At 73.3% G+C, this 24,302-nt stretch carries 28 protein-coding genes; 15 read left to right on the top strand and 13 right to left on the bottom strand.

The genetic code is table 11. From position 1 onward, the window contains the following. Positions 1–31: 31 nt before the first annotated feature. Entirely contained in the window at positions 32–661 is a 630-nt protein-coding gene (locus ETU37_RS14850; RefSeq protein WP_129988125.1) for a hypothetical protein, read from the bottom strand. Between the two features lie 46 nt (positions 662–707). Further along, a complete protein-coding gene (locus ETU37_RS23255; protein WP_165372538.1) occupies positions 708–1,493 on the bottom strand; it encodes a hypothetical protein in 786 nt (261 codons plus the stop codon). Between the two features lie 147 nt (positions 1,494–1,640). Between ETU37_RS23255 and ETU37_RS23250 the strand changes: the two genes are divergently transcribed. Then, complete coding sequence (locus ETU37_RS23250; RefSeq protein WP_165372537.1) at positions 1,641–3,017, top strand: extracellular solute-binding protein; 1,377 nt, start codon at positions 1,641–1,643, stop codon at positions 3,015–3,017. A 25-nt stretch (positions 3,018–3,042) separates the two neighbouring features. On the opposite strand, the gene ETU37_RS14840 is transcribed toward ETU37_RS23250, so the two are convergent. Genes ETU37_RS14840 through ETU37_RS14830 form a run of 3 tightly spaced genes read right to left on the bottom strand, consistent with a single transcriptional unit; the run spans position 3,043 to position 5,701 of the window. Beyond that, complete coding sequence (locus ETU37_RS14840) at positions 3,043–3,762, bottom strand: fumarylacetoacetate hydrolase family protein (protein WP_129988123.1); 720 nt, start codon at positions 3,760–3,762, stop codon at positions 3,043–3,045. A gap of 17 nt (positions 3,763–3,779) precedes the next feature. Next, positions 3,780–5,084, bottom strand: a complete 1,305-nt coding sequence (locus ETU37_RS14835) for an HRDC domain-containing protein (RefSeq protein WP_129988122.1) — start codon at positions 5,082–5,084, stop codon at positions 3,780–3,782. Then, positions 5,084–5,701 carry a DUF3000 domain-containing protein gene (locus tag ETU37_RS14830; protein ID WP_129988121.1) on the bottom strand — a complete coding sequence of 206 codons (618 nt, stop codon included), beginning with the start codon at positions 5,699–5,701 and terminating at the stop codon, positions 5,084–5,086. Before ETU37_RS14830 ends, ETU37_RS14835 begins: the two co-directional genes overlap by 1 nt. 70 nt (positions 5,702–5,771) lie before the next feature. On the opposite strand from ETU37_RS14830, the gene hemE reads away from it, so the two are divergent. Beyond that, positions 5,772–6,830 (top strand): uroporphyrinogen decarboxylase, encoded by a 1,059-nt coding sequence (gene hemE, locus ETU37_RS14825; protein WP_129988120.1) that lies wholly within the window; start codon positions 5,772–5,774, stop codon positions 6,828–6,830. A gap of 137 nt (positions 6,831–6,967) precedes the next feature. Here the strand turns inward: hemE and ETU37_RS14820 are convergent, their stop codons facing one another. From ETU37_RS14820 to ETU37_RS14805, 4 genes are read right to left on the bottom strand one after another with little or no spacing between them, the layout of a single operon-like run. Continuing rightward, the gene (locus ETU37_RS14820) at positions 6,968–7,843 is read right to left on the bottom strand and encodes a phosphotransferase enzyme family protein (RefSeq protein ID WP_129988119.1); all 876 of its coding nucleotides are present in this window, start codon (positions 7,841–7,843) and stop codon (positions 6,968–6,970) included. Further along, the gene (locus tag ETU37_RS14815; protein WP_129988118.1) at positions 7,840–8,166 is read right to left on the bottom strand and encodes an ArsR/SmtB family transcription factor; all 327 of its coding nucleotides are present in this window, start codon (positions 8,164–8,166) and stop codon (positions 7,840–7,842) included. The genes ETU37_RS14820 and ETU37_RS14815 overlap by 4 nt, the downstream gene beginning before the upstream one ends. Positions 8,167–8,168: 2 nt before the next feature. Continuing rightward, positions 8,169–8,828: an SRPBCC family protein gene (locus ETU37_RS14810; protein WP_129988117.1), complete on the bottom strand. Its 660-nt coding sequence runs from the start codon at positions 8,826–8,828 to the stop codon at positions 8,169–8,171. 41 nt (positions 8,829–8,869) lie between these two features. Then, complete coding sequence (locus ETU37_RS14805) at positions 8,870–9,838, bottom strand: DUF4349 domain-containing protein (RefSeq protein ID WP_165372536.1); 969 nt, start codon at positions 9,836–9,838, stop codon at positions 8,870–8,872. Positions 9,839–9,917: 79 nt separating this feature from the next. On the opposite strand from ETU37_RS14805, the gene hemG reads away from it, so the two are divergent. The 3 genes from hemG to ETU37_RS14790 are packed head-to-tail and all read left to right on the top strand — an operon-like array spanning position 9,918 to position 12,642. After that, entirely contained in the window at positions 9,918–11,363 is a 1,446-nt protein-coding gene (hemG, locus tag ETU37_RS14800) for a protoporphyrinogen oxidase (protein ID WP_240755751.1), read from the top strand. A gap of 5 nt (positions 11,364–11,368) precedes the next feature. Next, the gene (gene hemQ, locus ETU37_RS14795) at positions 11,369–12,085 is read left to right on the top strand and encodes a hydrogen peroxide-dependent heme synthase (RefSeq protein WP_129988115.1); all 717 of its coding nucleotides are present in this window, start codon (positions 11,369–11,371) and stop codon (positions 12,083–12,085) included. Further along, positions 12,085–12,642, top strand: a complete 558-nt coding sequence (locus tag ETU37_RS14790; protein ID WP_129988114.1) for an HAD family acid phosphatase — start codon at positions 12,085–12,087, stop codon at positions 12,640–12,642. The genes hemQ and ETU37_RS14790 overlap by 1 nt, the downstream gene beginning before the upstream one ends. On the opposite strand, the gene malQ is transcribed toward ETU37_RS14790, so the two are convergent. Further along, positions 12,621–14,756: a 4-alpha-glucanotransferase gene (gene malQ, locus ETU37_RS14785; RefSeq protein ID WP_129988113.1), complete on the bottom strand. Its 2,136-nt coding sequence runs from the start codon at positions 14,754–14,756 to the stop codon at positions 12,621–12,623. The two genes, ETU37_RS14790 and malQ, sit on opposite strands and share 22 nt — an antisense overlap. A 7-nt stretch (positions 14,757–14,763) precedes the next feature. Next, entirely contained in the window at positions 14,764–15,174 is a 411-nt protein-coding gene (gene msrB / locus ETU37_RS14780) for a peptide-methionine (R)-S-oxide reductase MsrB (protein ID WP_129988112.1), read from the bottom strand. Positions 15,175–15,228: 54 nt separating this feature from the next. On the opposite strand from msrB, the gene ETU37_RS14775 reads away from it, so the two are divergent. Beyond that, positions 15,229–16,323: a DNA polymerase domain-containing protein gene (locus ETU37_RS14775; RefSeq protein ID WP_129988111.1), complete on the top strand. Its 1,095-nt coding sequence runs from the start codon at positions 15,229–15,231 to the stop codon at positions 16,321–16,323. After that, positions 16,320–16,838, top strand: a complete 519-nt coding sequence (locus tag ETU37_RS14770; RefSeq protein WP_240755750.1) for a mycothiol transferase — start codon at positions 16,320–16,322, stop codon at positions 16,836–16,838. Before ETU37_RS14775 ends, ETU37_RS14770 begins: the two co-directional genes overlap by 4 nt. A gap of 21 nt (positions 16,839–16,859) precedes the next feature. Here ETU37_RS14770 and ETU37_RS14765 read toward each other — a convergent pair whose 3' ends face one another. Together ETU37_RS14765 and ETU37_RS14760 are read right to left on the bottom strand one after the other, a co-directional pair. Then, positions 16,860–17,405, bottom strand: coding sequence for a hypothetical protein (locus tag ETU37_RS14765; RefSeq protein ID WP_129988110.1), 546 nt, complete (start codon positions 17,403–17,405; stop codon positions 16,860–16,862). A gap of 9 nt (positions 17,406–17,414) precedes the next feature. Then, entirely contained in the window at positions 17,415–18,518 is a 1,104-nt protein-coding gene (locus ETU37_RS14760) for an ATP-dependent DNA ligase (RefSeq protein ID WP_129988109.1), read from the bottom strand. A gap of 75 nt (positions 18,519–18,593) precedes the next feature. Between ETU37_RS14760 and zapE the strand changes: the two genes are divergently transcribed. The 8 genes from zapE to ETU37_RS14720 all read left to right on the top strand — a co-directional run bounded on the left by zapE (position 18,594) and on the right by ETU37_RS14720 (position 24,250). Next, complete coding sequence (zapE, locus tag ETU37_RS14755; protein WP_206053956.1) at positions 18,594–19,613, top strand: cell division protein ZapE; 1,020 nt, start codon at positions 18,594–18,596, stop codon at positions 19,611–19,613. A gap of 54 nt (positions 19,614–19,667) precedes the next feature. Further along, entirely contained in the window at positions 19,668–20,270 is a 603-nt protein-coding gene (locus ETU37_RS14750) for a hypothetical protein (RefSeq protein ID WP_129988108.1), read from the top strand. A 28-nt stretch (positions 20,271–20,298) separates the two neighbouring features. After that, positions 20,299–21,138 carry a PPK2 family polyphosphate kinase gene (locus ETU37_RS14745; protein WP_129988107.1) on the top strand — a complete coding sequence of 280 codons (840 nt, stop codon included), beginning with the start codon at positions 20,299–20,301 and terminating at the stop codon, positions 21,136–21,138. 3 nt (positions 21,139–21,141) lie between these two features. Continuing rightward, positions 21,142–22,107, top strand: a complete 966-nt coding sequence (locus tag ETU37_RS14740) for a zinc-binding metallopeptidase family protein (protein WP_129988106.1) — start codon at positions 21,142–21,144, stop codon at positions 22,105–22,107. Next, positions 22,104–22,874: a HipA family kinase gene (locus ETU37_RS14735; protein WP_129988105.1), complete on the top strand. Its 771-nt coding sequence runs from the start codon at positions 22,104–22,106 to the stop codon at positions 22,872–22,874. Before ETU37_RS14740 ends, ETU37_RS14735 begins: the two co-directional genes overlap by 4 nt. Beyond that, positions 22,871–23,257 (top strand): DUF3037 domain-containing protein, encoded by a 387-nt coding sequence (locus ETU37_RS14730; RefSeq protein ID WP_129988104.1) that lies wholly within the window; start codon positions 22,871–22,873, stop codon positions 23,255–23,257. The genes ETU37_RS14735 and ETU37_RS14730 overlap by 4 nt, the downstream gene beginning before the upstream one ends. A 20-nt stretch (positions 23,258–23,277) precedes the next feature. Beyond that, positions 23,278–23,739 (top strand): group II truncated hemoglobin, encoded by a 462-nt coding sequence (locus ETU37_RS14725; RefSeq protein WP_129988103.1) that lies wholly within the window; start codon positions 23,278–23,280, stop codon positions 23,737–23,739. A gap of 136 nt (positions 23,740–23,875) precedes the next feature. After that, positions 23,876–24,250 carry a hypothetical protein gene (locus ETU37_RS14720; RefSeq protein WP_129988102.1) on the top strand — a complete coding sequence of 125 codons (375 nt, stop codon included), beginning with the start codon at positions 23,876–23,878 and terminating at the stop codon, positions 24,248–24,250. Positions 24,251–24,302 lie beyond the last annotated feature (52 nt).

The raw sequence follows: 24,302 nt of genomic DNA, 5'->3' as shown, positions 1-24,302 counted from the left end.
CGTGGCGACACCCGTGAGTCCGTTCAGTGGCTCAGGCCAGGTGGCCGTCGGCCTCCAGCCGCGCCGCGTGCTCGAGCTGCTCGGCCATCGTGAGCAGGCGAGCCGCCGACAGGTCCGCCTGGTACGCCGACCGGCCGGAGGGGTCCCCGGTGGTGTCGGTCATCGCACGGCCGGCCGAGACCACGCGGGCGAACGCCGCGGCGCGCCACAGCGTGTCGGCGAAGTCGCCGCGGGCGACGCCGCGCAGCACCTGGTCGGTGAGGTGCCGGACCTCGTCGGGGCCCGGAGGCTCCACGACCCCGGCGACCACCTCGTGCACCGGGGTCCGGCGGCGGCCGGCGTCGAACTCGCGAGCCGCACCCTCGGGGTCGGCGTGCACCCAGGCGCGCAGCAGGTAGAGCCGCCACAGGCAGCCGGCGAGCGAGTCGGCGGGGGAGCCGGACCACAGGTCCGCGAGCGCCTCGAGCCCCTCGTCCTCGGCGAGCCGGACCACCCGGGCGACGACCTGCTCGTCGTCGCTGTCGTGCGCCCCCCGGACGAGGAGGTTGGCGCAGCGGTCGGCCGCCTCGCTGCGCGTCGCGGGGTCGACGTCGCCGGTGATCTTCTCGAAGTGCCGGGCGCCCGGCATCACGGGGCGACGGTGGAGGGGCGGCTCGGACATCGCCCACCAGCGTAGGACGCGGCACCCCGCGCGGGGCGGAGGCGCGTCAGAGACGCTTGGCCGCCGCCTGCACCGCCGCGACCATCGGCTCCTGGCCGTGCTCGTAGTTGTAGTCCTGGCCGATCAGCGCCAGCCGCAGGACCGCGACCCGGTTGCCGACCCGGACCACGCCCTGGGCGTCGAAGTAGCCGCTCTCCGGGTCGTCCTCGGCGGGGCCGTAGCTGACCATGTACCAGGAGCCGGTGCCGCCCTCGACCGCGACGTCGGTGAGGTCGCCGACGTCGACGCTGTCGAACTTCTTCAGGTTCTTCGCGCAGTCCTTGCGCCAGGCCAGCAGCACCTGCTCGGCGCGGCTCGCGGTCGTCTCGTCGGGGAACTCCGCGACCAGCTCGCTGGCCTGCGACGACGCGTCCTGCGCGGGGTCGTACGTGCGGTAGGCCACCTTCTCGGCGCCGATCGACGTGACCTCGAACTGGTGGCAGGTGCCCGCGAGCTCAGGAGGCTCCTGGTCGGACGTCGTGCCGTCCTTCCAGGTGAACTCGTCGTTGAAGCCGGGCACCTCGGCGGCCGGCAGCAGCGCGCCGGTGAGGCCACCGGATGCCGGGTCGGCCTGCTCGGACCCGCCGTCATCGGTGGGCTCGGCCGGTTCTGCGGGTTCCGTGGACTCGTCCGTCTCCGACGGCGTCGGCTTCGCCGTGGGCGACTCCTCGGCGACCGACGTACCGGCGCCGGCGCCGCCCGCGGTCTGCTCGCCGCAGCCGGCGAGCAACAGGGCTCCCGTCGTCAGGAGGACCGGGACGGTCCAGCGGGCGAGGCGGGGGCGGGCAGTCATGGGGGTCCTCCGGTCCGGGACGGGTGGGTGCGTTGGCAGCGTAGACGGGCCGGGCGCGTGAGCCGTGTCGCACCAGGCCAATTCGGTTGGCGTGTCCCGATAGCGTGTCCAGAGGCCGACGAGAGGGACCGGAGAGGGGTATGCGGCGTGAACGGGTGGCGACGACGCGCGCTGGACGGCGCCGTTGCGACGCTGGCGGGCTGCCTGCTGGTGGCCGGCTGCTCCACGGGTAACACGCCCGAGGCCGACCCGCCGGGCTCGCCGACCCCCGGTACGCCCTCCCAGCAGCAGAGCCCGACCACGTCGGACCCGGTGACGCTCCGGCTCGCCGTGTACGGCGACGGACCGGTCCGCCGGGCCTTCGAGGAGCTCGCCGACACGTTCAGCAACCAGCACCCCGAGGTGCAGGTGCAGGTCGAGAAGTCCCGCACCGCCGAGCGCGCCTCCGACAAGCTGCAGCAGCAGATCGCCACCGGCGACGCCCCCGACGTCTTCGTCTCCGACAACGAGCACCTGCCCGGCCTGGCCACCGCCGACCAGGTCCTGCCCGTCGACCATCTGCTGGAGGAGCGAGGCCTGACGTTCGGCGACAGCTACCAGCGGCTCGGTCTGGAGGCGTTCAGCGCGGAGCAGGCCCTGCAGTGCATGCCCTACGACGTGTCGCCGCAGGTGGTCTTCTACCACCCGGGCCTGGTGCCGTTCCGGCGGCTGATCGAGGAGGGCGACGACCCGCTGACGCCCGAGACCGGCTGGACGTGGGAGCAGTTCGGGCGGGCCGCCCGGCTGATGTCGGGCGACGGCGTCAAGGGCGCCTACGTGCCCCCGGAGCTCTCCACGCTCATGGCCCTGGTGCGCAGCGCCGGCGACGACGTGGTCGACGACCCGCGCGAGGCGACCACCCTCACCCTGGACGACAACGGCACCCGCGCGGCGCTCGAGGAGATCCTCGGTGTGGTCCGGGACCGGCGGATCACCCCCACGCAGCAGCAGCTCGACCGACGCGACGCGTTCCACCGGTTCACCCACGAGCAGATCGGCATGATGGTCGGCTCCAAGGAGCTCGTGCCACGGCTTCGCAAGGTCGAGGATCTCGACTTCGACGTCTTCCCGCTGCCGCAGCTGGCCCGGTCGGTCACGGTGGCCGACGTCCGCGGGCTCTGCATCTCGGCCGACTCCGCCCACGTCGAGCAGGCGGCCGACTTCATCGCGTTCGCGAGCCAGGAGAAGGGCGCGGACATCCTCGCGGAGTCGGGCGGGATCGTCCCGTCGTACCTCCCGACGCTCAACTCCCTCGCCTTCACCCAGCCCGGCTCCGTGCCGAGCAGCGTCCAGGTCTTCGACCAGGCGGTACGCCGCGCGACGGTCACGCCCTTCGTCACGGCGTGGCCGACGCTGGAGACGGAGATGCGCCCGGAGATCGAGAAGCTCTGGTACGACCCGCTGATCGACCTCGACACGCTGCTGCCGCGGCTCGACGCCGACTCGCAGCGGATGCTCGCGCCGGTCACCGATCCCGACGCCTGACCCCGCGACCGACGCGCCGGAAGGCTCAGGAGCGGTAGGTCACGGTCAGCTCACCGAGCCCCGCGATGCTGCCGACCAGCCGCTCGCCGCGCCGCACGGGTCCGACCCCGGCCGGGGTGCCGGTCATCAGCAGGTCGCCGGGCCGCAGCTCGACGAGCGTGCTGAGGTAGGCCAGCGCCTCGGGGACGGCCCAGATCTGCTCCGCCAGGTCGCCGACCTGGCGGGTCTCCCCGTCGATCTCGAGCCTGATCTCGCCCTGCGCGGGATGCCCGACGTCGTCGACCGTGCGCACGGCGCTCGTCGGCGCGGACTCGTCGAAGCCCTTGGCCATGTCCCAGGGCCGGCCGGCTCTCTTGGCGTCCGCCTGCAGGTCGCGCCGGGTCATGTCCAGGCCGACGGCGTACCCGAACACCAGGTCCAGCGCCCGGTCCTCGGGAACGTCCCGGCCGCCGCGGCCGAGCGCGACGACCAGCTCGATCTCGTGGTGCAGGTCCTCGGTGGCGACCGGGAAGTCGAGCTCGCTGCCGTCCTGCACGAGCGCGTTGGCCGGCTTGGCGAAGAAGAACGGCGGCTCGCGGTCGGGGTCGTGGCCCATCTCGAGGGCGTGCTCGGCGTAGTTGCGGCCGATGCAGAAGATCCGCCCGACGGGGAACACCTCGTCCGACCCGGCCACCGGCAGGGTCGGCGTCGGGTCGAGCGCGACGGCGTGCCGAGGTGCCTGAGGTGTCTGAGGTGACGGGGTCACGGGGAGCTCCTGGAGGGTCACTCGGTCTCGGCGTCGGGACCGGGGTCCTTCGGGTCCGGCGGCTTCGCCTCGACGATCGCGGTGGCGAGCAGGTCCTGGGTGAGCGCGACCTGCCACGACCGGGCGCCGAACACGCGCAGCTGCTCCGCGACCGCCTCGGCCAGCGGGACCCCGGTCGCCTCGGGGTCGGGCGGCTCCCACAGCAGTCGGCGGACGAAGTCGGGGGTGAGGAGGTTCTCGACCGGCAGGTTGTGCGTGTCGGCGAGGTCCTTGAGGTCGGCGCGGGCCCGGGTGAGCCGCGCGGCGGCGATCGGGTCGCGGTCGGCCCAGGCGCGCGGCGGCGGTGGGCCGTCGTAGCGCGCGGCGAGCGGCGGGAGGTCGCCGTCCTCGAGGTTGCGGGCGGTGCGCAGCGCGCCCACCCACTGGTGCGCGTAGCGCTCGGCGCCGCGGCCCCGGAACCCCTTGAGCCCGAGCAGGGTGGCCCGGTCGCGCGGCAGCGCGTTGGCGGCCTCGACGATCGCCGCATCGGGGATGATCCGCCCCGGTGTCACGTCGCGCTGCGAGGCGATCGCGTCGCGCGTCTGCCAGAGCTCGCGGACCGCGGCGAGGGCGCGGCGGCCGCGGGCGCGGTGCAGCCCGGAGGTACGGCGCCAGGGGTCCTGGCGCGGTCCGGCCGGGGCGGCGCGGACCAGGTGCTCGAACTCCTCGCGCGCCCAGCCGGCCTTGCCGGTCTCCTCGAGCTCGGCGCCGAGGGCCTCGCGGAGCTCGAGCAGCACCTCGACGTCGAGGGCGGCGTACTCCAGCCACGGGTCGGGCAGCGGGCGGCTCGACCAGTCGACCGCGGAGTGCTCCTTGCGCATCCGGCGGCCGACGATGGTCTCGACCAGGGTGGCCAGCCCGACGCGCGGGTAGCCGAGAAGCCGCCCGGCGAGCTCGGTGTCGAACAGGGTGGCCGGGCGCAGCCCCAGCTCGGTGAGGCAGGGCAGGTCCTGGGTCGCCGCGTGCAGGATCCACTCGGCGTCGCCGAGCGCCTCCTGCAGTCCGCTCAGGTCGCCGAACGGGATCGGGTCGACCAGCGCGGTGCCGGCGCCCTCGCGGCGCAGCTGGACCAGGTAGGCGCGGGCGGAGTAGCGGTAGCCGGAGGCGCGCTCGGCGTCGATCGCCACCGGCCCGGTCGCGTTGCCGAACGCCTCCACGACGGCGGCCAGGCCCTCCGGGGTGTCGACGACCGGGGTGAGCCCGTCGCGCAGCTCGAGCAGCGGCGCGGGTGGAGCATCCTCCGCCGGCTCGTCGTCCGGGGGAGTGCTGGGCTCGTCGACCATCAGGCGCGGCCGCGCTGTCCCCGACGGCTCGGCATCGACGTCACACCCTCGGGAACGGGCGGCAGGCCGGAGGCCGTGCAGAGCAGCTCGGCCCACGCCTCCACGTGCGGAGCCAGGTCGAAGGAGCCGTCGGGTCCCTCGGCGGGCGTCCAGGAGGCGCGGATCTCGAGCTGGGCGCTGGCGTCCTCGTCGGACATCGAGCCGAACGACTCGGACGAGACCTTCGTGACCGTGCCGGACGGGGCGGTGTACGCGGCGTGGTGCGCCGCGAGCGCCTCGCTGAGCCAGGACCAGCCGACCTCACCGAGCAGCGGGTCGTTGGCCATCTCGGGGTCGATCTCGGCGCGGGCGTAGGCCACGCACCGGAAGGTGCCGTCCCAGGCGTCGTTGCCGGCGGGGTCGTGCAGCAGCACGAGTCGGCCGGTGCCGACGTCCTCGCCGTCGACCGTCACGTCCGCCGACAGGGCGGAGGCGAAGGGCGCGATCCGCTGCGGCGCCGGCATCTCCTCGCAGAAGATCTCGGGCCGCAGCCGGGCGGCGCGCATCTGCGCGACGGCGGTGCGGAAGGCCTCGGGGAAAACCGTAGGGTCCACACCACGCTCCTGACGTGCTGCCATGCAGCCAGCGTAGGCCGGGCACCCCGGGACCGGCGGCCCGACACGCAGGCCCACCTGGGAGGATCGGGGGGTGACCAGCCCAGCCTCGACCGGCCACCCGACGGACCTCCAGGACTCGGCGTTCCTGCGCGCCGCGCGCGGCGAGTCCGTGCCGCACACGCCCGTGTGGTTCATGCGGCAGGCGGGACGCTCGCTGCCGGAGTACCGCAAGGTGCGCGAGGGCGTGGCCATGCTCGACTCCTGCATGCGCCCCGAGCTGGTCGTGGAGATCACCCTCCAGCCGGTGCGCCGGTACGGCGTCGACGCGGCGATCTTCTTCTCCGACATCGTGCTGCCGCTCAAGGCGGTGGGTGTCGACCTCGACATCGTCCCCGGGGTCGGCCCGGTGGTCGCCAAGCCGGTCGAGACGCTCGCCGACGTCGAGGCGATCCCCGACCTCGACGCCTCCCACGTCCCCTTCATCACCGAGTCGGTGCAGACGCTCGTCCGCGAGCTCGGCGGCACGCCGCTGATCGGGTTCGCCGGCGCGCCGTTCACCGTGGCGTCGTACCTCGTCGAGGGCGGGCCGTCCAAGGAGCACGCGAAGACCAAGGCGATGATGTTCGGCGCGCCCGACGTGTGGGACGCGCTGATGCGCAAGATCGCCTCGATCTCCGCGGCGTACCTCGGGGTCCAGGTCGCGGCCGGCGCCTCGGCGGTCCAGCTGTTCGACTCGTGGGCCGGGGCGACGTCGCCCGACGACTACCGCCGCTACGTGATGCCGTACTCGTCGCAGGTGCTGGCCGCGGCGGGCGGGCTCGGGGTGCCGCGCATCCACTTCGGTGTGGGCACCGGCGAGCTGCTCGGCCTGATGGGCGAGGCCGGCGCGGACGTCGTCGGCGTCGACTGGCGCGTCCCGCTCGCCGACGGCATCGCCCGCGTCGGTGGCCGGGCCGTCCAGGGCAACCTCGACCCGTCGCTGGTGTTCGCCCCGACCGAGGTGATGCTCGCGCGTGCCGACGAGGTGCTTGCCGCCGGTCGTGCCGCCCCCGGCCACATCTTCAACCTCGGCCACGGCGTGCTGCCCTCGACCGACCCCGACCAGCTCGCCCGGCTCACCGACCACGTGCACGAGGCGTCGGCGCGGTAGGCGGCGCGCGTCGGAGTCCCACCTGAAGGTGGTACCCCTGCACTTCCTGGCCGACGCAACACCCGGGAAGTGCAGGGACAGGCCGGGAAGTCGTCCGACCTGCGTCCCGCTCGGCGGGTCGCACGAGCCGCAGTCCGCTAGGGCGACCCGGGCAGGGAGTCGAGCGCGGTGCGGGCGTGGTCGAGTCCGCGCTCGTTGTCGGACCGCTCGACGCCGCCGGTGTGGTCGTCCGTCGCGAGTCGCCACGCGAAGTACGCGCCCTGGACCGCCCACCGCAAGCGCCGGAACGCGTCGAGCAGCTCCATCTCGCGCGGGGCGAGCGGCCCGTCCTGCTGGTACGTCGTCAGGAAGACGGCCGCCGACTCCGGTCCGCCGAGGTACATCACCGCCGAGGCGACGTCGTAGAGGACCGGCCCGCGCTTCGCGCCCGCCCAGTCGATCAGGCCGGTCACGCCGGTGGCGTCGTCGTGCACGAACGCCTCCGGCGCTGGGTCGGTGTGCAGCGTCGACCAGGTGAGCGTGAGGTCGTCCGTCTCCGCACGCACCGCGTCGATCGCCGCGACGAGCCACGGGTGCTCGGCGACGCCGGCCCGGGCGGGTGTCAGCCACTCCGCCTGGAAGGTGGCCGAGCTCGGTCCGGGGGCCGGGGCACCGGCGAGGTGCGCCGTCGCCAGGGTTCGCGCGATCCGGCGCTGCTCCTCGTCCGTCGCGCCCGTGAGCTCGCGACCCGGCACGTGCAGTAGCAGAGCCAGGCCGTGGTCGTCGAGCACGAGGCTCCCGTCGGTGGTCGGGACGGGCGCCCCGGTGACGAGGCCGTGGCGGGCGAGCGTGGCTGCGGTCTCGGCGCCCGCCACGAGGTCGGCGACCGCCGCCGGCGCCACGCGCTTGGCGACGTACCGGTTTCCCTCGTGGTCGACGAGCCAGGTCTCGGAGTTCATCCCGCCGTCGAGGGGCTCGAGGTGGACGGCCGCAAGTCCCCAGTGCCGGCGCAGCAGGTCCGGGAGGTCGGTCATGCCCGCTCGCGCTTGCCGCGCGCGATCTCGGTGCCCAGCGCGTCGAGCCGCTGCTCCCAGAAGCCGCGGAACCGCTCGAGCCACTGGTCGACCTGGCGCATCCCGGCCGGGTCGACGGAGTAGAGCCGCCTCGCCCCCTCGGGGCGGACGTGGGCGAAGCCGTTCTCGCGCAGCACCCGGAGGTGCTGCGACACCGCCGGCTGGGTGATCCCGAACTCGTCGGCGATCGTCTCCACGACCGCGCCGGAGGAGCGCTCGCCGTCGGCCAGGAGCTCGAGGATGCGTCGGCGCACCGGATCGCCGAGCACGTCGAACGCGTGCACGCTCAGCCGTCCTGGGGCTGGACCTGCGGCACTTCCTCGCCGCGGTAGAACGCCGCCGTGCGCTCAGCCCGGGCCTGGGCGACGGCCGGATCAGTGCCGTCCGCCGCGTCGGCCTGTCCCCACAGCTCACTGCTGCGCGTGACGTAGGCCTTGCCCTCGTCACTGGTGCCCCAGGCCTCGAACGCCGAAGGGTCGTTGGCCTCGCCGGAGACCACGTGGGCGTGCAGCCCCATGAGCGTCATGTCCCAGCCGACGCCGACGGCGCCTGGCCCGTACGTCTCGGCGAACCCGTCAACGTGCGCGATGTGCGTCAGCACCAGGTCGGTCCCGCCGTCGGTCGGGGTGAGGTCGACCTCGACCCAGCTCACCCCACCGCCGTACTCCCAGGTGATCGCGAACGACCGCGGTGCGTCGCAGCGCTCGATCGTCCCGCCGGCGTTGCCGACGAGCTGGTAGCTGCCGCCGACGCGCAGGTCGCCCTCCAGCGGCAGGAACCACCGCTGCAGCCGCTCGGGCGTGGTGAGTGCCTCCCAGAGGTCGTCCGCGTCGGTGGGGTAGTGCTGCTCGGCCGTGAGCACCCGGGCGGTGCGCCCCAGGTGCTCGCGGGTGCTGAGGGCTCGGTCGACGGCGCCGAGCTGGTCGAGAGGGTTGTCGAGTGTCATGGCAGCATAGTATTAGCGCGGGCTTATATCAGTCAAGGCTGTCACTCGGTCGGTGTCGTCGCGGCCGGGGGAGCGGGCTTGCCGCGCACCACCATCCGGCGGACCAGGAGCCAGGTCGGGACGCCGACGAGCAGGAGCACCACGGCGAACGGCAGCAGCGCCCCGACGATGGTGAGCACGACGACCACCGCGCTGCGCAGCGCGGTCCAGCCGCTCTTCAGCCCGATGAGGAACCCGGCGTCGTCGAGCGAGTCCTCCTTCGGCGGCACCGGCTGCTTCGGCGGGAGCGAGATCGACACGGTGATCGTGGACATCGCGGTCTGGTCGCGCAGGTACGCCTGCTGGCTGCGCATGGACTGCAGCTCCGCCTCGCGCCGGGTGATCTCGTTCTCGTAGCGGATCAGGTCGTCGATCGAGGTCGCCTGGTCCTGGAACTTCTGCAGCCTGTCGAGGCTCTGGGCCAGCGTCTGCACGCGCTCGTCGACGTCGATGACCTCGGAGGTGACGTCCTTCGACGAGGAGTCCGCGCGCCGCACCTTGCCGAGCCCGCCCAGCGCCGTCATCGCCTCGTCGAACCGGTCGACCGGCACCCGCACGGTGACGGTCGAGCTCACGATCCGCCCCTTGCTGTTGCTCTGCGTCTGCTCGCTGTCGATCGCGCCGCCGAACCGGGCGACCACGTCCGCCAGGTCGGTCCGAGCCGCGACCACGTCCTTGTTGGTCACCGCGACGTTGCCGGTCCGGATGACCGACCGCACCGCAACGACGGTCCGGTTGACGCCGGTGACACCCGTGCCGCCGGAGTCGGTGGCACCCGCGTCGCGGCCGGCCGCGCCGTCGCCCTGCAGGCCGGGAGCCTGCTCCGGTACGGCGGCGCCTCCCGAGGCGGCGCGCGGGGCGTCGGCGGAGGCGCCCACCGACTCGCTGTCCGAGCCGCTGCCGCAGGCCGTGAGGGTGAGGGCGAGGGCCGCGAGCACGGTCGCCGCGAGAGCCCGGGTCGGTGTCGTCATGGCGCTGTGACGCACCCCATGCGGCGGGGGTTCCGGTTCCGCTTGGTCCGGCCCCGAACCTTTGCCAATCTGTGACGTTGTGAGCCCCGCACGTCCCGCACCCCGGCCGCCGCACGTCGCCGTCGTGGGCGGCGGCATCGCGGGGCTCGCCGCCGCCATGGCGGTACGGCGGGCGCGTCCCGACGTCGCCGTCACGGTGCTGGAGGCGGCCCCTCGGATCGGCGGCAAGCTGACTGTCGCGGAGGTCGGCGGGATCAGCGTGGACGTCGGCGCCGAGGCGATGCTCAACCGCCGGCCGGAAGCCGTCGCGCTGGCCCGCGAGGCCGGGCTCGCGCCGGACCTCGTGCACCCGGCGACGACCCAGGCCAACCTCTGGTCCCGCGGCCGGCTGCAGCCGATGCCGCGCACGATGATGGGCGTCCCCCTCGACACCAAGGCGCTGGCCGAGAGCGGCGTGCTGTCGAAGGCCGGACTCGCCCGGGTGGCGCTCGACGGTGTGCTGCCGGCGACCCGGCTCGAGCCCGACCAGGACGTCAGCGTCGGCGCGCTCGTCGAGGAACGGTTCGGCCGCGAGGTCGTCGACCGGCTGGTCGAGCCGCTGCTCGGCGGCGTCTACGCCGGGCACGCCCGCGAGCTCTCCGCGCGGGCCGCGGTGCCGCAGGTCGTGGCGCTCCTCGACCGCGACCGCTCGCTGATGAGGGCGGCGGCCGCCGCCTCCGCGGGCCCCACGTCCGACGTTCCCGTGTTCGCGGGGATCCGCGGCGGCGTCGGCCGGCTGCCCGAGGCCGTGGCGACGGCGAGCGGCGCGACCGTCCGGACCGACGCGACCGTCCGTGACCTCGCCCGCGCCGGCGACGGCGGCTGGAACCTCGTCGTCGGTTCCACCCGCGACCCCGAGGTCGTGCACGCCGACGCGGTCGTGCTGGCGACCCCGGCCCGGCCCACCGCGCGGCTGCTGTCCGACGTCGTCCCCGACGCCGCGCTCGAGCTGGGCCGGATCGAGTACGCCTCGATGGCCGTCATCACGCTCGTTGTCCGCGCGGCCGACCTGCCGTCCACGCAGGGCTCCGGCTTCCTCGTGCCACCGGTCGACGGCCGCACGATCAAGGCGGCGACCTATTCCTTCGCCAAGTGGGACTGGGTCCGCGACGCCGGCGCGGACGCCGGCACCGACACCGGCGGCCTGCTCGCCCTGCGCACCTCGATCGGCCGGCACCGCGAGGAGCAGGCGCTCCAGGTCGACGACGCCGAGCTCGTCGCCGCCGCCCTCGCCGACCTGCGCGACGCCGTCGGGCTCACCGCCCGGCCGGTCGACGCCCACGTCCAGCGCTGGGGCGGCGGGCTGCCGCAGTACGCCGTCGGCCACCTCGACCGCGTGCGGGCCGTCCGCGCCGCCGTCGCCGCGGTCCCGGGGCTCGCCGTCTGCGGCGCGGCCTACGACGGGCTCGGCATCCCCGCCTGCATCGCGTCGGCCGAGCTCGCCGCGACCCAGGTCCTCGACGCACTCACCCCCGAGGGAGAATGAGCACCATGACCGAGACCGCGAAGCGACCGCAGCAGGGCAAGGTGGCGAAGGACCTCAACGCCACGATCCGCTACACCATGTGGTCGGTCTTCAAGCTGCGCGACGTCCTCGGCGACGCCGACCGCGCGGCCGAGGCCAACGAGCTCGAGAAGCTGGTCGAGACGCTGGCGGCCGAGGACGTCCGGATCCGTGGCCTGTACGACGTCGCCGGCCTGCGCGCCGACGCCGACCTGATGGTCTGGTGGCACGCGGAGTCCTCCGACCAGCTGCAGGACGCCTACCACCGCTTCCGTCGCACGGCGTTCGGCGCGCGGTTCGACCCGGTGTGGTCGCAGATGGCGCTGCACCGTCCGGCGGAGTTCAACAAGAGCCACATCCCGGCGTTCCTGGCCGACGAGGAGCCACGGTCCTACGTCTGCGTCTACCCGTTCGTGCGGTCCTACGAGTGGTACCTCCTCGAGGACTCCGAGCGGCGGCGGCTGCTCGCCGAGCACGGCCAGATGGCGCGTGACTACCCCGACGTCCGGGCCAACACCGTGGCGTCGTTCGCGCTCGGGGACTACGAGTGGCTGCTGGCCTTCGAGGCCGACGAGCTGCACCGCATCGTCGACCTGATGCGCCACCTGCGCGGGTCCGAGACGCGCCGCCACGTGCGCGAGGAGGTGCCGTTCTACACCGGACGCCGCCGCACGCCTACCGAGCTCGTCATGGAGCTGCCCTGATGCGCCGCGCGCTGCTCGGGCTGCTCGCCGCGGTCCTGCTGGTCCCGGCTGCGCCCGCCCACGCGGCGGAGCCGCCGTCGAAGGCCACCTGGCTGGCCGACGTCGACACCGTGATGCAGGGGTCGTGGGCGTACGTCGACGACCGGGTCGCGCAGGCCGGTGACGGCGCCCGGCTCGCGATCAACCTCGACATCGACAACACGTCGCTGGCGACCTACTACGACCGCGGCGCGCCCGTGAAGCGGGTGCTGCGGTTCACCGAGCACGCCCGCGCCCAGGGCGTCACGCTCGTGTTCAGCAGCGGCCGCAAGGCCGGCGCCGGCCGCGCGGCGTACGCCCGGCGGATGCTGGAGAACGCCGGCTACACCGTCGGCGGGGTCTGCCTGCGCCGGGCCGGCGAGGGTCTCGTGCACGGCAAGGTGCGCTGCCGGCAGCAGTGGGTCGACCTGGGCTTCACGCTGGTCGCCAACGTCGGCAACCTCGACACCGACTTCGCCGGCCGGCGCAACTACGAGCGGGCGTTCGACCTGCCCGACTACGACGGCGCGCTGGGCTGAGCCACGTCCTCGTCCGCGACCGCATCGGCGAGCGCGGCCGCCCGTGACGAGGACAGCACGTCCTCGAGCAGCAGCGGCTTCTCGTCGGGGCCCGACAGCGGCACCCGCCAGTTGGGGTACTCGTCGATGGTGCCCGGCTGGTTCTGCGTCCGGCGGTCGCCGACGGCGTCGGTCAGCGCGACGCAGCGCAGCCGCGACGGGGTGAGCCGCAGGTAGCGGTGCAGCGCCAGCACGGTCTCCTCGACGTCCGCGCCCTCGGGGAGCAGCCCGCGCGAGCGCACCTCGCCGAGCCAGGCCTCGCGCTCGGCGTCGTCGGCGGCCACCTCCTCGGCCAGCGGCCGGGTGAGCAGGCCCAGCCGGTCGCGCAGCCGCACGTGGTCGCCGGCGAGGAAGCCGGCCGTCGGCGGCAGGTCGTGGGTCGTCACCGAGGCCAGGCACAGCTCGCGCCAGCGCTCGGCCGGGAGGGGGCCGCCGTCGTCGTCGCCCTCGAACCACAGGATCGAGGTGCCGAGGATGCCGCGCGCCCTGAGGTAGTCGCGCGCGGACGGCTCGACGACGCCGAGGTCCTCGCCCACGACCACGGCGCCGGCGCGGGCCGCCTCGAGCGCGAGCACGCCGATCATCGCCTCGTGGTCGTAGCGGACGTAGGTGCCCTGGTCGGGGGTGCGGCCCTCGGGCACCCACCACAGCCGGAACAGGCCGATGATGTGGTCGACCCGTACGCCACCGGCGTGCCGCAGCACGGCGCGGATCATGTCCCGGAACGGCGCGTAGCCGAGCGCCTCCAGCGCGGGCGGCTGCCACGGCGGCTGGCCCCACTCCTGGCCCTGCTGGTTGAACGGGTCCGGGGGAGCGCCGACGGTGATGCCGCGGGCGTACGTCGAGCGCAGCCGCCACGCGTCCGCGCCGCCGCAGTGCACGCCGACCGCGAGGTCGTGCATGGTGCCCAGCGCCATGCCGGCCGACACGGCCTTCGCCTGGGCCGACTGGAGCTGCTCGTCGAGCACCCACTGCAGCCACTCGACGAACCGGACCTCGTCCTCGTGCGCCTCGGCGAACGCCGCGACCTCCGGGGAGTGCACGTCCTGGAGCGAGGCGGGCCAGTCGCGGTAGTCGAGCCCGTGCTCCTGCCCGATCACGCTCCAGGTGGCGAAGTGCCGCAGCGCCTCGCCCTCGCGGCGCCGGAACGCGGCCAGGTCGAGCTCGCGACCGGCCGTGCGCGGGACGGCGTGCACGATGCGCAGCGCCTCGCGCTTGGCGGTCCACGCGGTGTCGCGGTCGATCACGTCGGCGTCGTCGAGCGCCGCGTGCACCTCCGCCGCGAGCGTGTCCACCCGCCGCCGCCGGGCCGTGTCGAGGTCGGCGTACTCCGGGACGCGCTCGACCCGCAGGTAGAGCGGGTTGAAGAACCGCCGCGAGCTCGGGAGGTACGGCGACGGCTCCATCGGCGCCGCCGGCTCCGCGGCGTGCAGCGGGTTGACCAGCAGGTAGTCGGCGCCGAGCCCCGCGGACCAGACGCCGAGGTCGGCGAGGTCGGCGAGGTCGCCGACGCCCCACGACTCGCGGGACCGGACGCTGTAGAGCTGCGCGGCGAACCCCCAGGAGTGCCGCCGCGCGAGCCGGTCGGGCAGGCCGAGCCAGCCGGGCGTGACGATCAGGGGAGCGGCGGACTCGACGTCGCCGGAGCGGGCCCGCAGCGTGTGGTAGCCGAGCGGCAGGTCGGTCGGCACCGCGAACGTCGCCTCGCCGACGTACGCGCCGTCGACCTCGCGTGACGGCACCCAGTGCGCCTGCTGCGCGACGTCGTGGCGGCGACCGCCCTGCTCGAGGTCGATCCACACCTGCACGGGCGCGCCGTCGGGCACGTGCACCCAGAACCAGCGGCCGTCGCCCTGGGTGGACACGACGCAGGCCGGCAGCATCCGGCGCCACGGCTCCTCCCAGCGGCGGTGCAGCGCGGCCTTCGGGTCGGCGGCGTCGACGCCCATGGCCCCGAGCACGTCGCGGACGGTGCCGTCGTCGACCCGGACGTGACGGCCCTTCCAGTCGTAGTAGTCCGTGGCGACGCCGTAGGCGTGCGCGAGCTCGACGAGGTCGGGGCTGGGTGCTGTCACGCCCCGATCATCGCGGATCGGACGGCTCGAGGGTGAGGCTGATCGAGTTGATGCAGTAGCGCTGGTCGGTCGGGGTGCCGTAGCCCTCGCCCTCGAACACGTGCCCCAGGTGCGACCCGCAGTTCCCGCAGCGCACCTCGACGCGCTTCATTCCCATCGAGCTGTCCTCGATGTACTCGACGCGGTCCTCGGCCAGCGGCGCGTAGAACGACGGCCAGCCGCAGTGCGAGTCGAACTTCGTCTCGGAGCGGAACAGCTCGCTCTGGCACGCGCGGCACCTGTAGACGCCAACGGTCTTCTCGTCGGTGTACTTCCCGGTGAAGGGCCGCTCGGTGCCGGCCCGGCGCAGGACGGCGAACTCGTCGGGGGAGAGCTCCTCGCGCCACTCGTCGTCGGTCTTGCTGACCTGGTAAGCCATGCCTCCAGCCTACGAACCGGGGCAACCCTCCGAGGTGGGTGCTTGGATGGCGCCATGGCGACACCCGCGGCCGAGGTCGACGCCGGAGGGCGCCCGGTGCGCGTCTCCAGCCCCGACCGGGTCATCTACGAGGCCACCGAGCACACCGCCGAGGTCAGCAAGCTCCAGGTGGTGGAGTACTACGCCGCCGTCGAGGACGGCATCATGCGCGCGCTCCGCGACCGGCCGACCGCCCTGGAGCGCTGGCCCAAGGGCGTGCGCGAGGGCATGAAGCTCGCCACCGGGTACGCCGACCGGGACGCCGACGCGTTCTACCAGAAGCGGATGATGAAGGGCGCGCCCGAGTACGTCGAGAGCGCGACGGTGACGTTCCCCTCCGGCCGCACCGCCGAGGAGATGTGCCCGACCGAGGTGGCCGTGCCGGCGTGGGCGGCGCAGATGGGTGCGATCACGTTCCACCCCTGGCCGTGCCGCCGGGACGACAACGAGCACCCCGACGAGCTGCGCATCGACCTCGACCCGCAGCCCGGCACGGACTTCACCGACGCGGCGCGCGTCGCTCTGGTCGCCCGGGAGCTGATCGACGACCTGGGCCTGGTCGGCTTCCCGAAGACCAGCGGCAACCGGGGCGTGCACGTCTACGTGCGGATCGAGCCGCGCTGGGACTTCGTCGACGTCCGGCACGCGGCGATCGCGTTCGGCCGCGAGCTCGAGCGGCGCACCCCGGAGGTCACCACCGCGTGGTGGAAGGAGGAGCGCGGCGAGCGGATCTTCGTCGACTACAACCAGAACTCCCGCGACCGGACCATCGCGTCGGCGTACTCCCTGCGGCCGAAGCCCGGCGCGCCCGTGTCCACCCCGGTGCACTGGGACGAGCTGCCGGAGGTCGGCGACCCGGCGCGGTTCAACCTGTTCACCGTGCCCGACCGGCTGCGCGACCAGGGCGACGCGATGGCCGCGATCGACGACGTGCAGTGCTCGCTGCAGCCGCTGCTCGACCTGTGGGAGGAGCAGGTGGCCGCCGGGCTCGGCGAGCTCAACTACCCGCCGGACTACCCGAAGATGCCGGGCGAGCCGCCGCGCGTGCAGCCGAGCAAGAAGGTCGCCGCGCACTGGGACGAGCACGGCAACCGGATCGAGGGCACGTGACCGAGCCGCACCCGCCCTTCCCCGAGCCCCGCGCGCACACCGGCGACGCGGCGACGTTGTTCGCGCTCTACCTCGACTGGTACCGCGCCACCGTGCTGCACAAGGTCGCGGTCCTCGACGAGGCCGAGCGCCGCACGACGCGGTTGCCGTCGGGGTGGACGCCGCTGGAGATGCTCACCCACCTCGCGCACATGGAGCGGCGCTGGTTCGTGTGGGGCTTCCTCGGCGAGGACGTCCCGGACCCCTGGGGTGACGCGGTCGACGACCGGTGGCAAGTCCCGGAGGACGTGACGTACGACGACCTCGCCGCAATGCTGCGCGAGGTGGGCGCGCGGACGACCGCCGTGCTGGAGGGAACGCCGCTCGACCGGCAGGCGCCGCCCGGTCCGCGGTTCGGCGACCAGGAGCCGGCGACGCTGGGCTGGATCTGCTTCCACGTGCTCCAGGAGTACGCCCGGCACGCGGGTCACCTCGACGTGGCCGTCGAGCTCGCGGGCGGTCCGACGGGGGAGTAGCCCCGGGCCGGGCCTGGGCGGTCAGAAGCCGCTGACGCCCTCGCCGCCGCCGGCCTGCTCGTCGAAGTTCTCGTGCTCGAGCAGGTGCAGGACCGGGACCCCGAGCTTGCGACGCGCACGCGACGACCAGTCGAGGTGGAAGAACTCCGACACCACGTGGGGCCGGGTCAGGATGATCACCTCGGCCGCGTCGACCTCCTTGACCTTGGTCGCGAGCGCGTCGATCGGGTCCGCGGTGACGACCTCGCCGATGACGTTGCAGCCGTCGGCGCCCAGCCGGTCGACGCAGTCGCCCACGTCGTCGCGCGCCTGGTCGAGCAGCTCGCGCTGCATCGCCTCGAGGTTCTCGCTGTCCATGACCATCGCCGGGGTCGCCAGCACCTCGCTGGCCGCGATCGACCCGAGGGCCGACTCGACACGGGCCGCGGCGTCCTCGACCGGGAGCAGCACGTGGTACCGCACCGGGTCGTCGAAGTCGTCGTCGTTGTGCAGACTCCGCACCTGTCGAGCGTCCTGGAAGGAGAGGGGCTGCTCCACCAGGAGCACCACGTCGTAGGTCTCACCCATGAGACGAGCCTAGGCCTTCCGGTCCGGGTTTCCGAGGACGTCGTCGAGGTCGTAGGAGACGGGTTCGTCGAGCTGGGCGTAGCCGCACGACTCCGGGTCGCGGTCGGGACGCCAGCGCTTGAACTGCGCAGTGTGCCGGAAGCGCGAGCCCTCCATGTGGTCGTAGCCCACCTCGAGCACGCGCTCGGGTCGCAGCGCCACGAAGGACAGGTCCTTGCCCTGGCTCCAGCGGCTCTGCGTGCCCGGCACCCGGTCGGGGTTGGCGATCGCCCACTCCTGCCACCGGCCCCAGGGATGGTCGGCGAGGTCCTCGACGACCAGCGGCTGGAGCTCCTCGAACAGCTCGGCGCGGCGCTTCTCGGTGAACGAGGCGGAGACGCCGATGTGCTGCAGGTTCCCCTCGTCGTCGTACAGCCCGAGCAGCATCGAGCCGAGCAGCGGCCGTTCGGGGGTGGAGGTCTTGTGGTGGCGGAAGCCGGCGAGCACGACGTCGGCGGTGCGCTCGTGCTTGATCTTGAGCATGGTGCGGGCGTTCGGCTGGTACGTCGCCCCGAGCGGCTTGGCGACGACGCCGTCGAGGCCCGCCCCCTCGAAGGCGTCGAACCACTCCTCGGCCTCGGCCGGGTCGGTCGTCGTCCGGGTGAGGTGGATCGGCGACCGGACGTCGGCGAGCTCGGTCTCGAGCCGAGCCCGCCGCTCCGCGAACGGCCGGTCGAGGTACGACTCGTCACCGACCGCCAGCAGGTCGAAGGCGACGTAGTCGGCGGGTGTCGCCTCGGCCAGCATCCGGACCCGCGAGTCGGCGGGGTGGATGCGCTCCTGCAGCTTCTCGAACTCCAGACGGTCGCCGATCGCGACGAAGATCTCGCCGTCGAGCACGATCCGCTCAGGGAGGTTCGCCTTCAGGGCCTCGACCACCTCGGGGAAGTAGCGGGTCAGCGGCTTGGTGTTGCGGCTGGCCAGCACCACCTCGTCACCGTCGCGGAAGACCAGGCACCGGAACCCGTCCCACTTGGGCTCGAACGAGAGCCCGCCGTGCTTGTCCGGGTCGGGGATGCCCTTCACGGACTTGGCGAGCATCGGCTGGACCGGGGGCATCACGGGCAGGCGCACGTCAGCACCCTAGTCGGCGTCCCGGCCGGTCGAGCCTGTCGAGACCCCTGCCGGGGCGCTGTCTACGATGCACCGGTGAGCGACGGGCCGATCCGACTGACCGAGCGCGACCCGTCGGTCCCCAAGGACCGGCTGCTCGCCGAGCTCGTCCCGCCGCCGCGGTTCGCGGACGTGTCGTTCGACTCCTACGAGCCCGACCCCGACCAGCCGTCGCAGGCGGAGGCCGTGGAGGTGCTGCGGGACTGGCTGTCCGGGTGGTCGACCCCGTCGAGACCACGGCGCTGGTGGTCCCGGCAGGGCGCGGAGCCCGACGGCGACGGCGGCGTCTACCTCGACGGCGGGTACGGCGTCGGCAAGACCCACCTGCTGGCGTCCACCTGGCACGCCGCGCCGGGGCCGAAGCTCTTCGCCACCTTCGTCGAGCTGACCCACCTCGTCGGCGCGCTCGGCTTCCATGCAGCGGTCGAGGCCCTGTCGGCGTACCGGCTGGTCTGCGTCGACGAGTTCGAGCTCGACGACCCCGGCGACACCGTCCTGGTCTCCACCCTGCTGCGGCACCTGCGCGACGCCGGCGTGCGGCTGATGGCGACCTCCAACACGTTGCCCGGCAAGCTCGGCGAGGGACGGTTCGCCACCGCCGACTTCCTGCGCGAGATCCAGGGCCTGTCGGCGCACTTCCGGTCGGTGCGCATCGACGGCGAGGACTACCGGCACCGCGGGCTGCCCGAGGCACCCGGTCCGCGCAGCGACGGCGACGTCGCCGCGGCGGCGAAGCAGCCCGGCGCGAGCCACGACCACTTCGTCGACCTCCACCGCCACCTCGCGCAGGTCCATCCGTCGAAGTACGGCGCGCTCCTCGACGGCGTCGCGGTGGTCTGCCTCGACGACGTCCGGACGGTCGACGACCAGAGCGTCGCGCTCCGACTGGTCGTGCTCGCCGACCGGATGTACGACCGGGACCTGCCGGTCGTCGCGAGCGGCGTCTCGTTCGACGAGCTGTTCGCGCCGCCGCTGCTCGAGGGCGGCTACCGCAAGAAGTACTTCCGTGCCGTCTCGCGGCTCGTGGCCCTGGCTCGCGAGGGCACCGACCTCTAGTCTTCGGGCACCGGACGCCATCGGGGCGTTCATCTCGGGAACCGGGGGACCACCATGTCCAAGCGCTTCAGCCTGCCCACGCGCGCGCTCGTCGCGACGACCACCGTCGCCGCAGCGCTGCTCGCACCCGCCACCGCCCACGCCGGGTCGCTCACCATCGGCGACGGCACTGGGGACAGCTGGCAGGAGGAGATCAGCCACGGCAAGGTCACCGGCTTCTCGCCGGCGGGCTCGGCCGTCAACGCCGACATCGTGGCGGTCAAGGTCAAGCACTCCGCCCGTCGCGTCGTCGTCAAGACCACCTTCCTCGACCTGTCGAGCAAGGCCGAGGGCGTCGTCACCCAGACCAAGGTCAAGACCAACGAGGGCAGGCACTACCGCATCGTCTTCGCCAAGGACGGCGACAGCCGCGGCAGCACCGGCTACCTCGCCGGCCGCCGCTGCGGCGGCATCCACGAGAAGGTCAGCTTCTCCAAGAACGTCGTGAAGGTCAGCGTCCCCCGACGCTGCCTCTCGGCGCCCCGCTGGATCAAGGTCGTCTCCGGCGGAGGCAACTACTGGGAGAAGGGCGACGGCAACCGCGCGTCGTACCGCGACATCGCCGGCAGCACCGGCCCCAGCCTGTCGGGCAAGTCCGGCAAGATCCGTCGCGTCTGACCATCTCGCGGGTGGCATGATCGCCGGCATGACGATCGCCGACGCGCTGCGGGTGCCGCCGGGCCCCGTCGACCTCTCGAGCTACGACGCCAAGGGCACGCCCGGCTTCGACGGCGACAAGGACGACGGCAAGGCGGCCCTCGCGGCGCTGGCGGACCCGCTCGCCGACCTCCAGGAGCGCCTCTTCGCCGACGGCCGGTCCGGTGGCAACCGCCGGATCCTGTTGGTTCTGCAGGGCATGGACACCTCCGGCAAGGGCGGTGTCATGCGGCACGCCGTCGGGCTGTTCGACCCGCAGGGCGTGCACATCAAGGCGTTCAAGGCTCCCACGGACGAGGAGCGCGGCCACGACTTCCTGTGGCGCATCGAGCGCGAGCTGCCGGAGGTCGGGATGATCGGCATCTTCGACCGCTCGCACTACGAGGACGTGCTCATCGCCCGGGTGCGCGGGCTCGCCGACGACGCCGAGATCGAGCGTCGGTACGACGCGATCAACACGATCGAGAAGCTGCTCGGCGACACCGGCACCACCGTCGTGAAGTGCATGCTCCACGTGTCCGCGGAGGAGCAGAAGGCGCGGCTGCTCGAACGGCTCGAGAACCCCGAGAAGCACTGGAAGTACAACCCCGGCGACATCGACGAGCGCGCACTCTGGCCGGACTACGAGCAGGCCTACGAGATCGCCCTCGAGCGCTGCAACACCGAGGCCGCGCCCTGGCACGTCGTCCCCGCCGACCGCAAGTGGTACAGGAACTGGGCGGTCGCCGCCCTGCTGCACGAAACCCTGGCGTCGTTCGACCTCGGCTGGCCGGCCGCCGACTTCGACGTCGCCACCGAGCGCAAGCGCCTGCTGGAGCAGGACGTCTGACGGGTGCGTGCCTTCTCCTGTGACACCTGCGGCGAGCAGGTGTACTTCGACAACACCATCTGCCTGTCGTGCGACTCCCCGCTGGGCTGGTCGCGCGCCGAGCAGCGGATCACGGTCGTGCCCGACGACGACACCCGCTGCTCGCAGCGCACGCTCAACGGCTGCAACTGGATCGTCGCGACCCCCGGCCTCTGTGACTGCTGCGCCCTGACCCGGACCAGGCCCGCCGACCACGACGTCGTCGGGCTCCCGCAGTACTACGTCGCCGAGCAGGCCAAGCGCCGCCTCGTCGCCGAGCTCGATGCGCTGGGCCTGCCGGTCGCGCCCCGGGACGCGCAGGGCCGGGGCCTCGCGTTCGACCTGCTCTCGAGCGTCGAGGAGCACGTCGTCACCGGGCACGCCGACGGCGTCGTGACGATCGACCTGGCCGAGAGCGACGACGTGCACCGCGAACGCGTGCGGCTCGAGATGGGCGAGGCGTACCGCACGATGCTCGGCCACCTGCGTCACGAGATCGGCCACTACTACGAGATGCTGCTCGTCGCCGACGACGCGACCCGCGCCGCCGCCCGCGACCTGTTCGGCGACGAGACGGCCGACTACCAGGAGGCGGTGGACCGGCACTACGCCGACGGTCCGCCGGTGGACTGGCCGGAGCGCTACGTGTCGGCGTACGCGACGATGCACCCGTTCGAGGACTTCGCCGAGACGTTCGCCCACGTGCTGCACGTCCGCGACGGCCTCGAGACCGCCCACGCGCACGGGCTCACCGGCGACCCCCGGGTCGCCGAGCGGCCGTTCGCCGAGGTCGTCCTCGACACCTGGCTGCCGCTCACCCGGGCGCTCAACCAGATGAACCGGTCGATGGGCCAGGGCGATCTCTATCCTTTCGTGCTGAGTGCGCCGGTGGTCGACAAGCTGGCGTACGTCCACCACCTCGTCACCGCGTCCTCGAGGAGCGAACCGTGATCCGCACCGTCTCCGCCACGCGGTACGTCGCGCCGCTGCGCGAGGGCGGCTCGCTGCCCGGCATCGTCGAGGCCGACGACCTGGGAACCTACGTCTGCAAGTTCCGCGGCGCCGGGCAGGGCGCCAAGGTGCTGGTCGCCGAGGTGCTGGTCGGGGAGCTCGCCCGCCGCCTGGACATCGCCACGCCGGAGCTCGTCGTGGTCGACCTCGACGCGGCGATCGGGAAGTACGAGGCCGACGAGGAGGTCCAGGACCTGCTGACCGCCAGCATCGGGCCCAACCTCGGCGTCGACTTCCTGCCCGGCTCCTTCGGCTACGACTCCGCCTGCACGCCCGACCCGGAGGTCGCCGCCCGGATCCTCTGGCTCGACGCGCTGTGCGCCAACGTCGACCGCTCCTGGCGCAACCCCAACCTGCTCGTGTGGCACCGCGACGTGTGGGCGATCGACCACGGCGCCTGCCTGTACTTCCACCACGGCTGGTCCGGGGGCGTCGGCTCGCCGGCCCGCTTCGCGGCGCAGCCGTACGACGCGTCCGACCACGTGCTGGCGACGTACCGCCGTGGCGTGCCGGCGGTCGACGCCGACCTCGCCCCACGCGTCACCCGCGACCTGCTGGTGGAGGTGGCCGGGCTCGTGCCCGACGTGTGGCTCGAGCCGGTCCCGGGCGCGGAGACCCCGGACGCCCTGCGCGCGGCCTACGTCGAGTTCCTGCTCGCGCGGGTCGAGGGCGACCGCGCCTGGCTGCCCGTCGTGGAGGCCGCATGAGCCCCCAGCGCATGGGCTTCCAGTACGTCGTGCTCCGGTGCGTGCCGCGCGTCGACCGCGAGGAGTTCGTCAACGTCGGCGTCGTGCTCTACTGCCAGGCCGCCGACTTCCTGGAGGCGCGCTGCCACGTCAACCGCGAGCGCCTCGCCGCGCTGGCCCCCGAGGTCGACGCAGAGGCGGTCGCTTCCGCGCTGCGGGCGATCGAGGCGGTCTGCCGGGGCGACGAGAGCGCCGGCGAGGCCGGTCGCGCCCCGATGGGCACACGGTTCGGGTTCGTCAAGGCTCCCCGGTCGACGGTCGTGCAGCCCGGCCCGGTGCACGGCGGCACCACCGACGACCCGGCCCGCCAGCTCGACCACCTGCTCGACCGTCTGGTGCGCTGACCCTGTGCGAGTCTGACCCCATGCAGAGCGTGTACGACGCCGCCGGGGGAGACCAGGGCCTGCTCCGGCTCGCGCACGCGTGGCACGAGCGCGTCCTGGCCGACGAGGTCGTCGCGCACGCGTTCAGCCACGGCTTCCACCCCGACCACAGCGCCCGGCTGGCGGCGTACTGGGCCGAGGCGCTCGGCGGGCCCGCCCGATTCTCGACCGAGATCTCCTCCGAGACCGAGGTCGTCCGCCTGCACAGCGGCAACGGCCCGCACGAGGAGATGGACCGCCGGGCCGTCGCCTGCTTCGACCAGGCGCTCGACGACGTCGGGCTCGGCGGCGAGGTGCGCGACGTGCTGCACGACTACTTCGCCTGGTCCACGCACCACTCCATGAACCGCTTCCACCGCACCGCCGACGACGTGCCCGACGGGCTGGCCGTCCCGCGCTGGTCGTGGGACGGGCTCCAACCGATATCGGTAGTCGAAGAGTGACCTATGGCTCACTCCTGAGCTACCGATATCGGTCCCCGACGACGGGAAGCACGCCGACGGCTGACGCCCGATTCGGACCGCAGGTACACCTTCGGTATCGTCGCGCCGGTCCTGGAACCAACCGGAAGGACCTGACATGGGCCTCGGTGCCGGTGCTCTCCTCCTCGCCGTGGGCGCGATCCTCAACTACGCCGTCGACGTCGACGTGCCGTACGTCAACGACGACGCCCTCGGCTCGATCCTGATGGCCGCGGGCGTGGTGCTGCTCGCGGTCGGCCTCGCCCTGCACGCCGCCAGGTCCTCCGGCGGCATGACCGACACCGGCGCGGGCCTGCTGATGTTCGCGGTCGGCGCGGTGCTCGCGTTCGCGCTCGACGTCGACGTCCCCTACATCTGGGACTGGGCGCTCGGGTTGATCCTGATGGTCGGTGGCGCGATCGCGATCGTCGCCTCGCTCGTCATGCACCGCCAGCAGACGCAGACCAGGCGGGTCGTGCACGACCGCCTCTGACGTACGACGCGCGAGAGGCCACTTTCCGACCGACACGCCCGGCGTGTTGGTG

Origin of the sequence: Nocardioides iriomotensis (assembly GCF_004168035.1) — a bacterium.
Taxonomy (GTDB): domain Bacteria; phylum Actinomycetota; class Actinomycetes; order Propionibacteriales; family Nocardioidaceae; genus Nocardioides_B; species Nocardioides_B iriomotensis.
The sequence above is the reverse complement of the archived record's forward strand: the minus strand, read 5'-3'. Positions and strand labels throughout refer to the sequence as shown.

What these genes read in the sequence shown, in the direction of transcription:
- ETU37_RS14850 (WP_129988125.1), bottom strand. Translation starts at nt 661, where the DNA reads ATGTCCGAGCCGCCCCTCCACCGTCGCCCCGTGATGCCGGGCGCCCGG.
- ETU37_RS23255 (WP_165372538.1), bottom strand. Translation starts at nt 1,493, where the DNA reads ATGACTGCCCGCCCCCGCCTCGCCCGCTGGACCGTCCCGGTCCTCCTG.
- ETU37_RS14835 (WP_129988122.1), bottom strand. Translation starts at nt 5,084, where the DNA reads ATGGTCGACGAGCCCAGCACTCCCCCGGACGACGAGCCGGCGGAGGAT.
- ETU37_RS14830 (WP_129988121.1), bottom strand. Translation starts at nt 5,701, where the DNA reads ATGGCAGCACGTCAGGAGCGTGGTGTGGACCCTACGGTTTTCCCCGAG.
- ETU37_RS14820 (WP_129988119.1), bottom strand. Translation starts at nt 7,843, where the DNA reads ATGACCGACCTCCCGGACCTGCTGCGCCGGCACTGGGGACTTGCGGCC.
- ETU37_RS14810 (WP_129988117.1), bottom strand. Translation starts at nt 8,828, where the DNA reads ATGACACTCGACAACCCTCTCGACCAGCTCGGCGCCGTCGACCGAGCC.
- ETU37_RS14805 (WP_165372536.1), bottom strand. Translation starts at nt 9,838, where the DNA reads ATGACGACACCGACCCGGGCTCTCGCGGCGACCGTGCTCGCGGCCCTC.
- hemQ (WP_129988115.1), top strand. Translation starts at nt 11,369, where the DNA reads ATGACCGAGACCGCGAAGCGACCGCAGCAGGGCAAGGTGGCGAAGGAC.
- ETU37_RS14790 (WP_129988114.1), top strand. Translation starts at nt 12,085, where the DNA reads ATGCGCCGCGCGCTGCTCGGGCTGCTCGCCGCGGTCCTGCTGGTCCCG.
- msrB (WP_129988112.1), bottom strand. Translation starts at nt 15,174, where the DNA reads ATGGCTTACCAGGTCAGCAAGACCGACGACGAGTGGCGCGAGGAGCTC.
- ETU37_RS14775 (WP_129988111.1), top strand. Translation starts at nt 15,229, where the DNA reads ATGGCGACACCCGCGGCCGAGGTCGACGCCGGAGGGCGCCCGGTGCGC.
- ETU37_RS14765 (WP_129988110.1), bottom strand. Translation starts at nt 17,405, where the DNA reads ATGGGTGAGACCTACGACGTGGTGCTCCTGGTGGAGCAGCCCCTCTCC.
- ETU37_RS14750 (WP_129988108.1), top strand. Translation starts at nt 19,668, where the DNA reads ATGTCCAAGCGCTTCAGCCTGCCCACGCGCGCGCTCGTCGCGACGACC.
- ETU37_RS14745 (WP_129988107.1), top strand. Translation starts at nt 20,299, where the DNA reads ATGACGATCGCCGACGCGCTGCGGGTGCCGCCGGGCCCCGTCGACCTC.
- ETU37_RS14730 (WP_129988104.1), top strand. Translation starts at nt 22,871, where the DNA reads ATGAGCCCCCAGCGCATGGGCTTCCAGTACGTCGTGCTCCGGTGCGTG.
- ETU37_RS14725 (WP_129988103.1), top strand. Translation starts at nt 23,278, where the DNA reads ATGCAGAGCGTGTACGACGCCGCCGGGGGAGACCAGGGCCTGCTCCGG.
- ETU37_RS14720 (WP_129988102.1), top strand. Translation starts at nt 23,876, where the DNA reads ATGGGCCTCGGTGCCGGTGCTCTCCTCCTCGCCGTGGGCGCGATCCTC.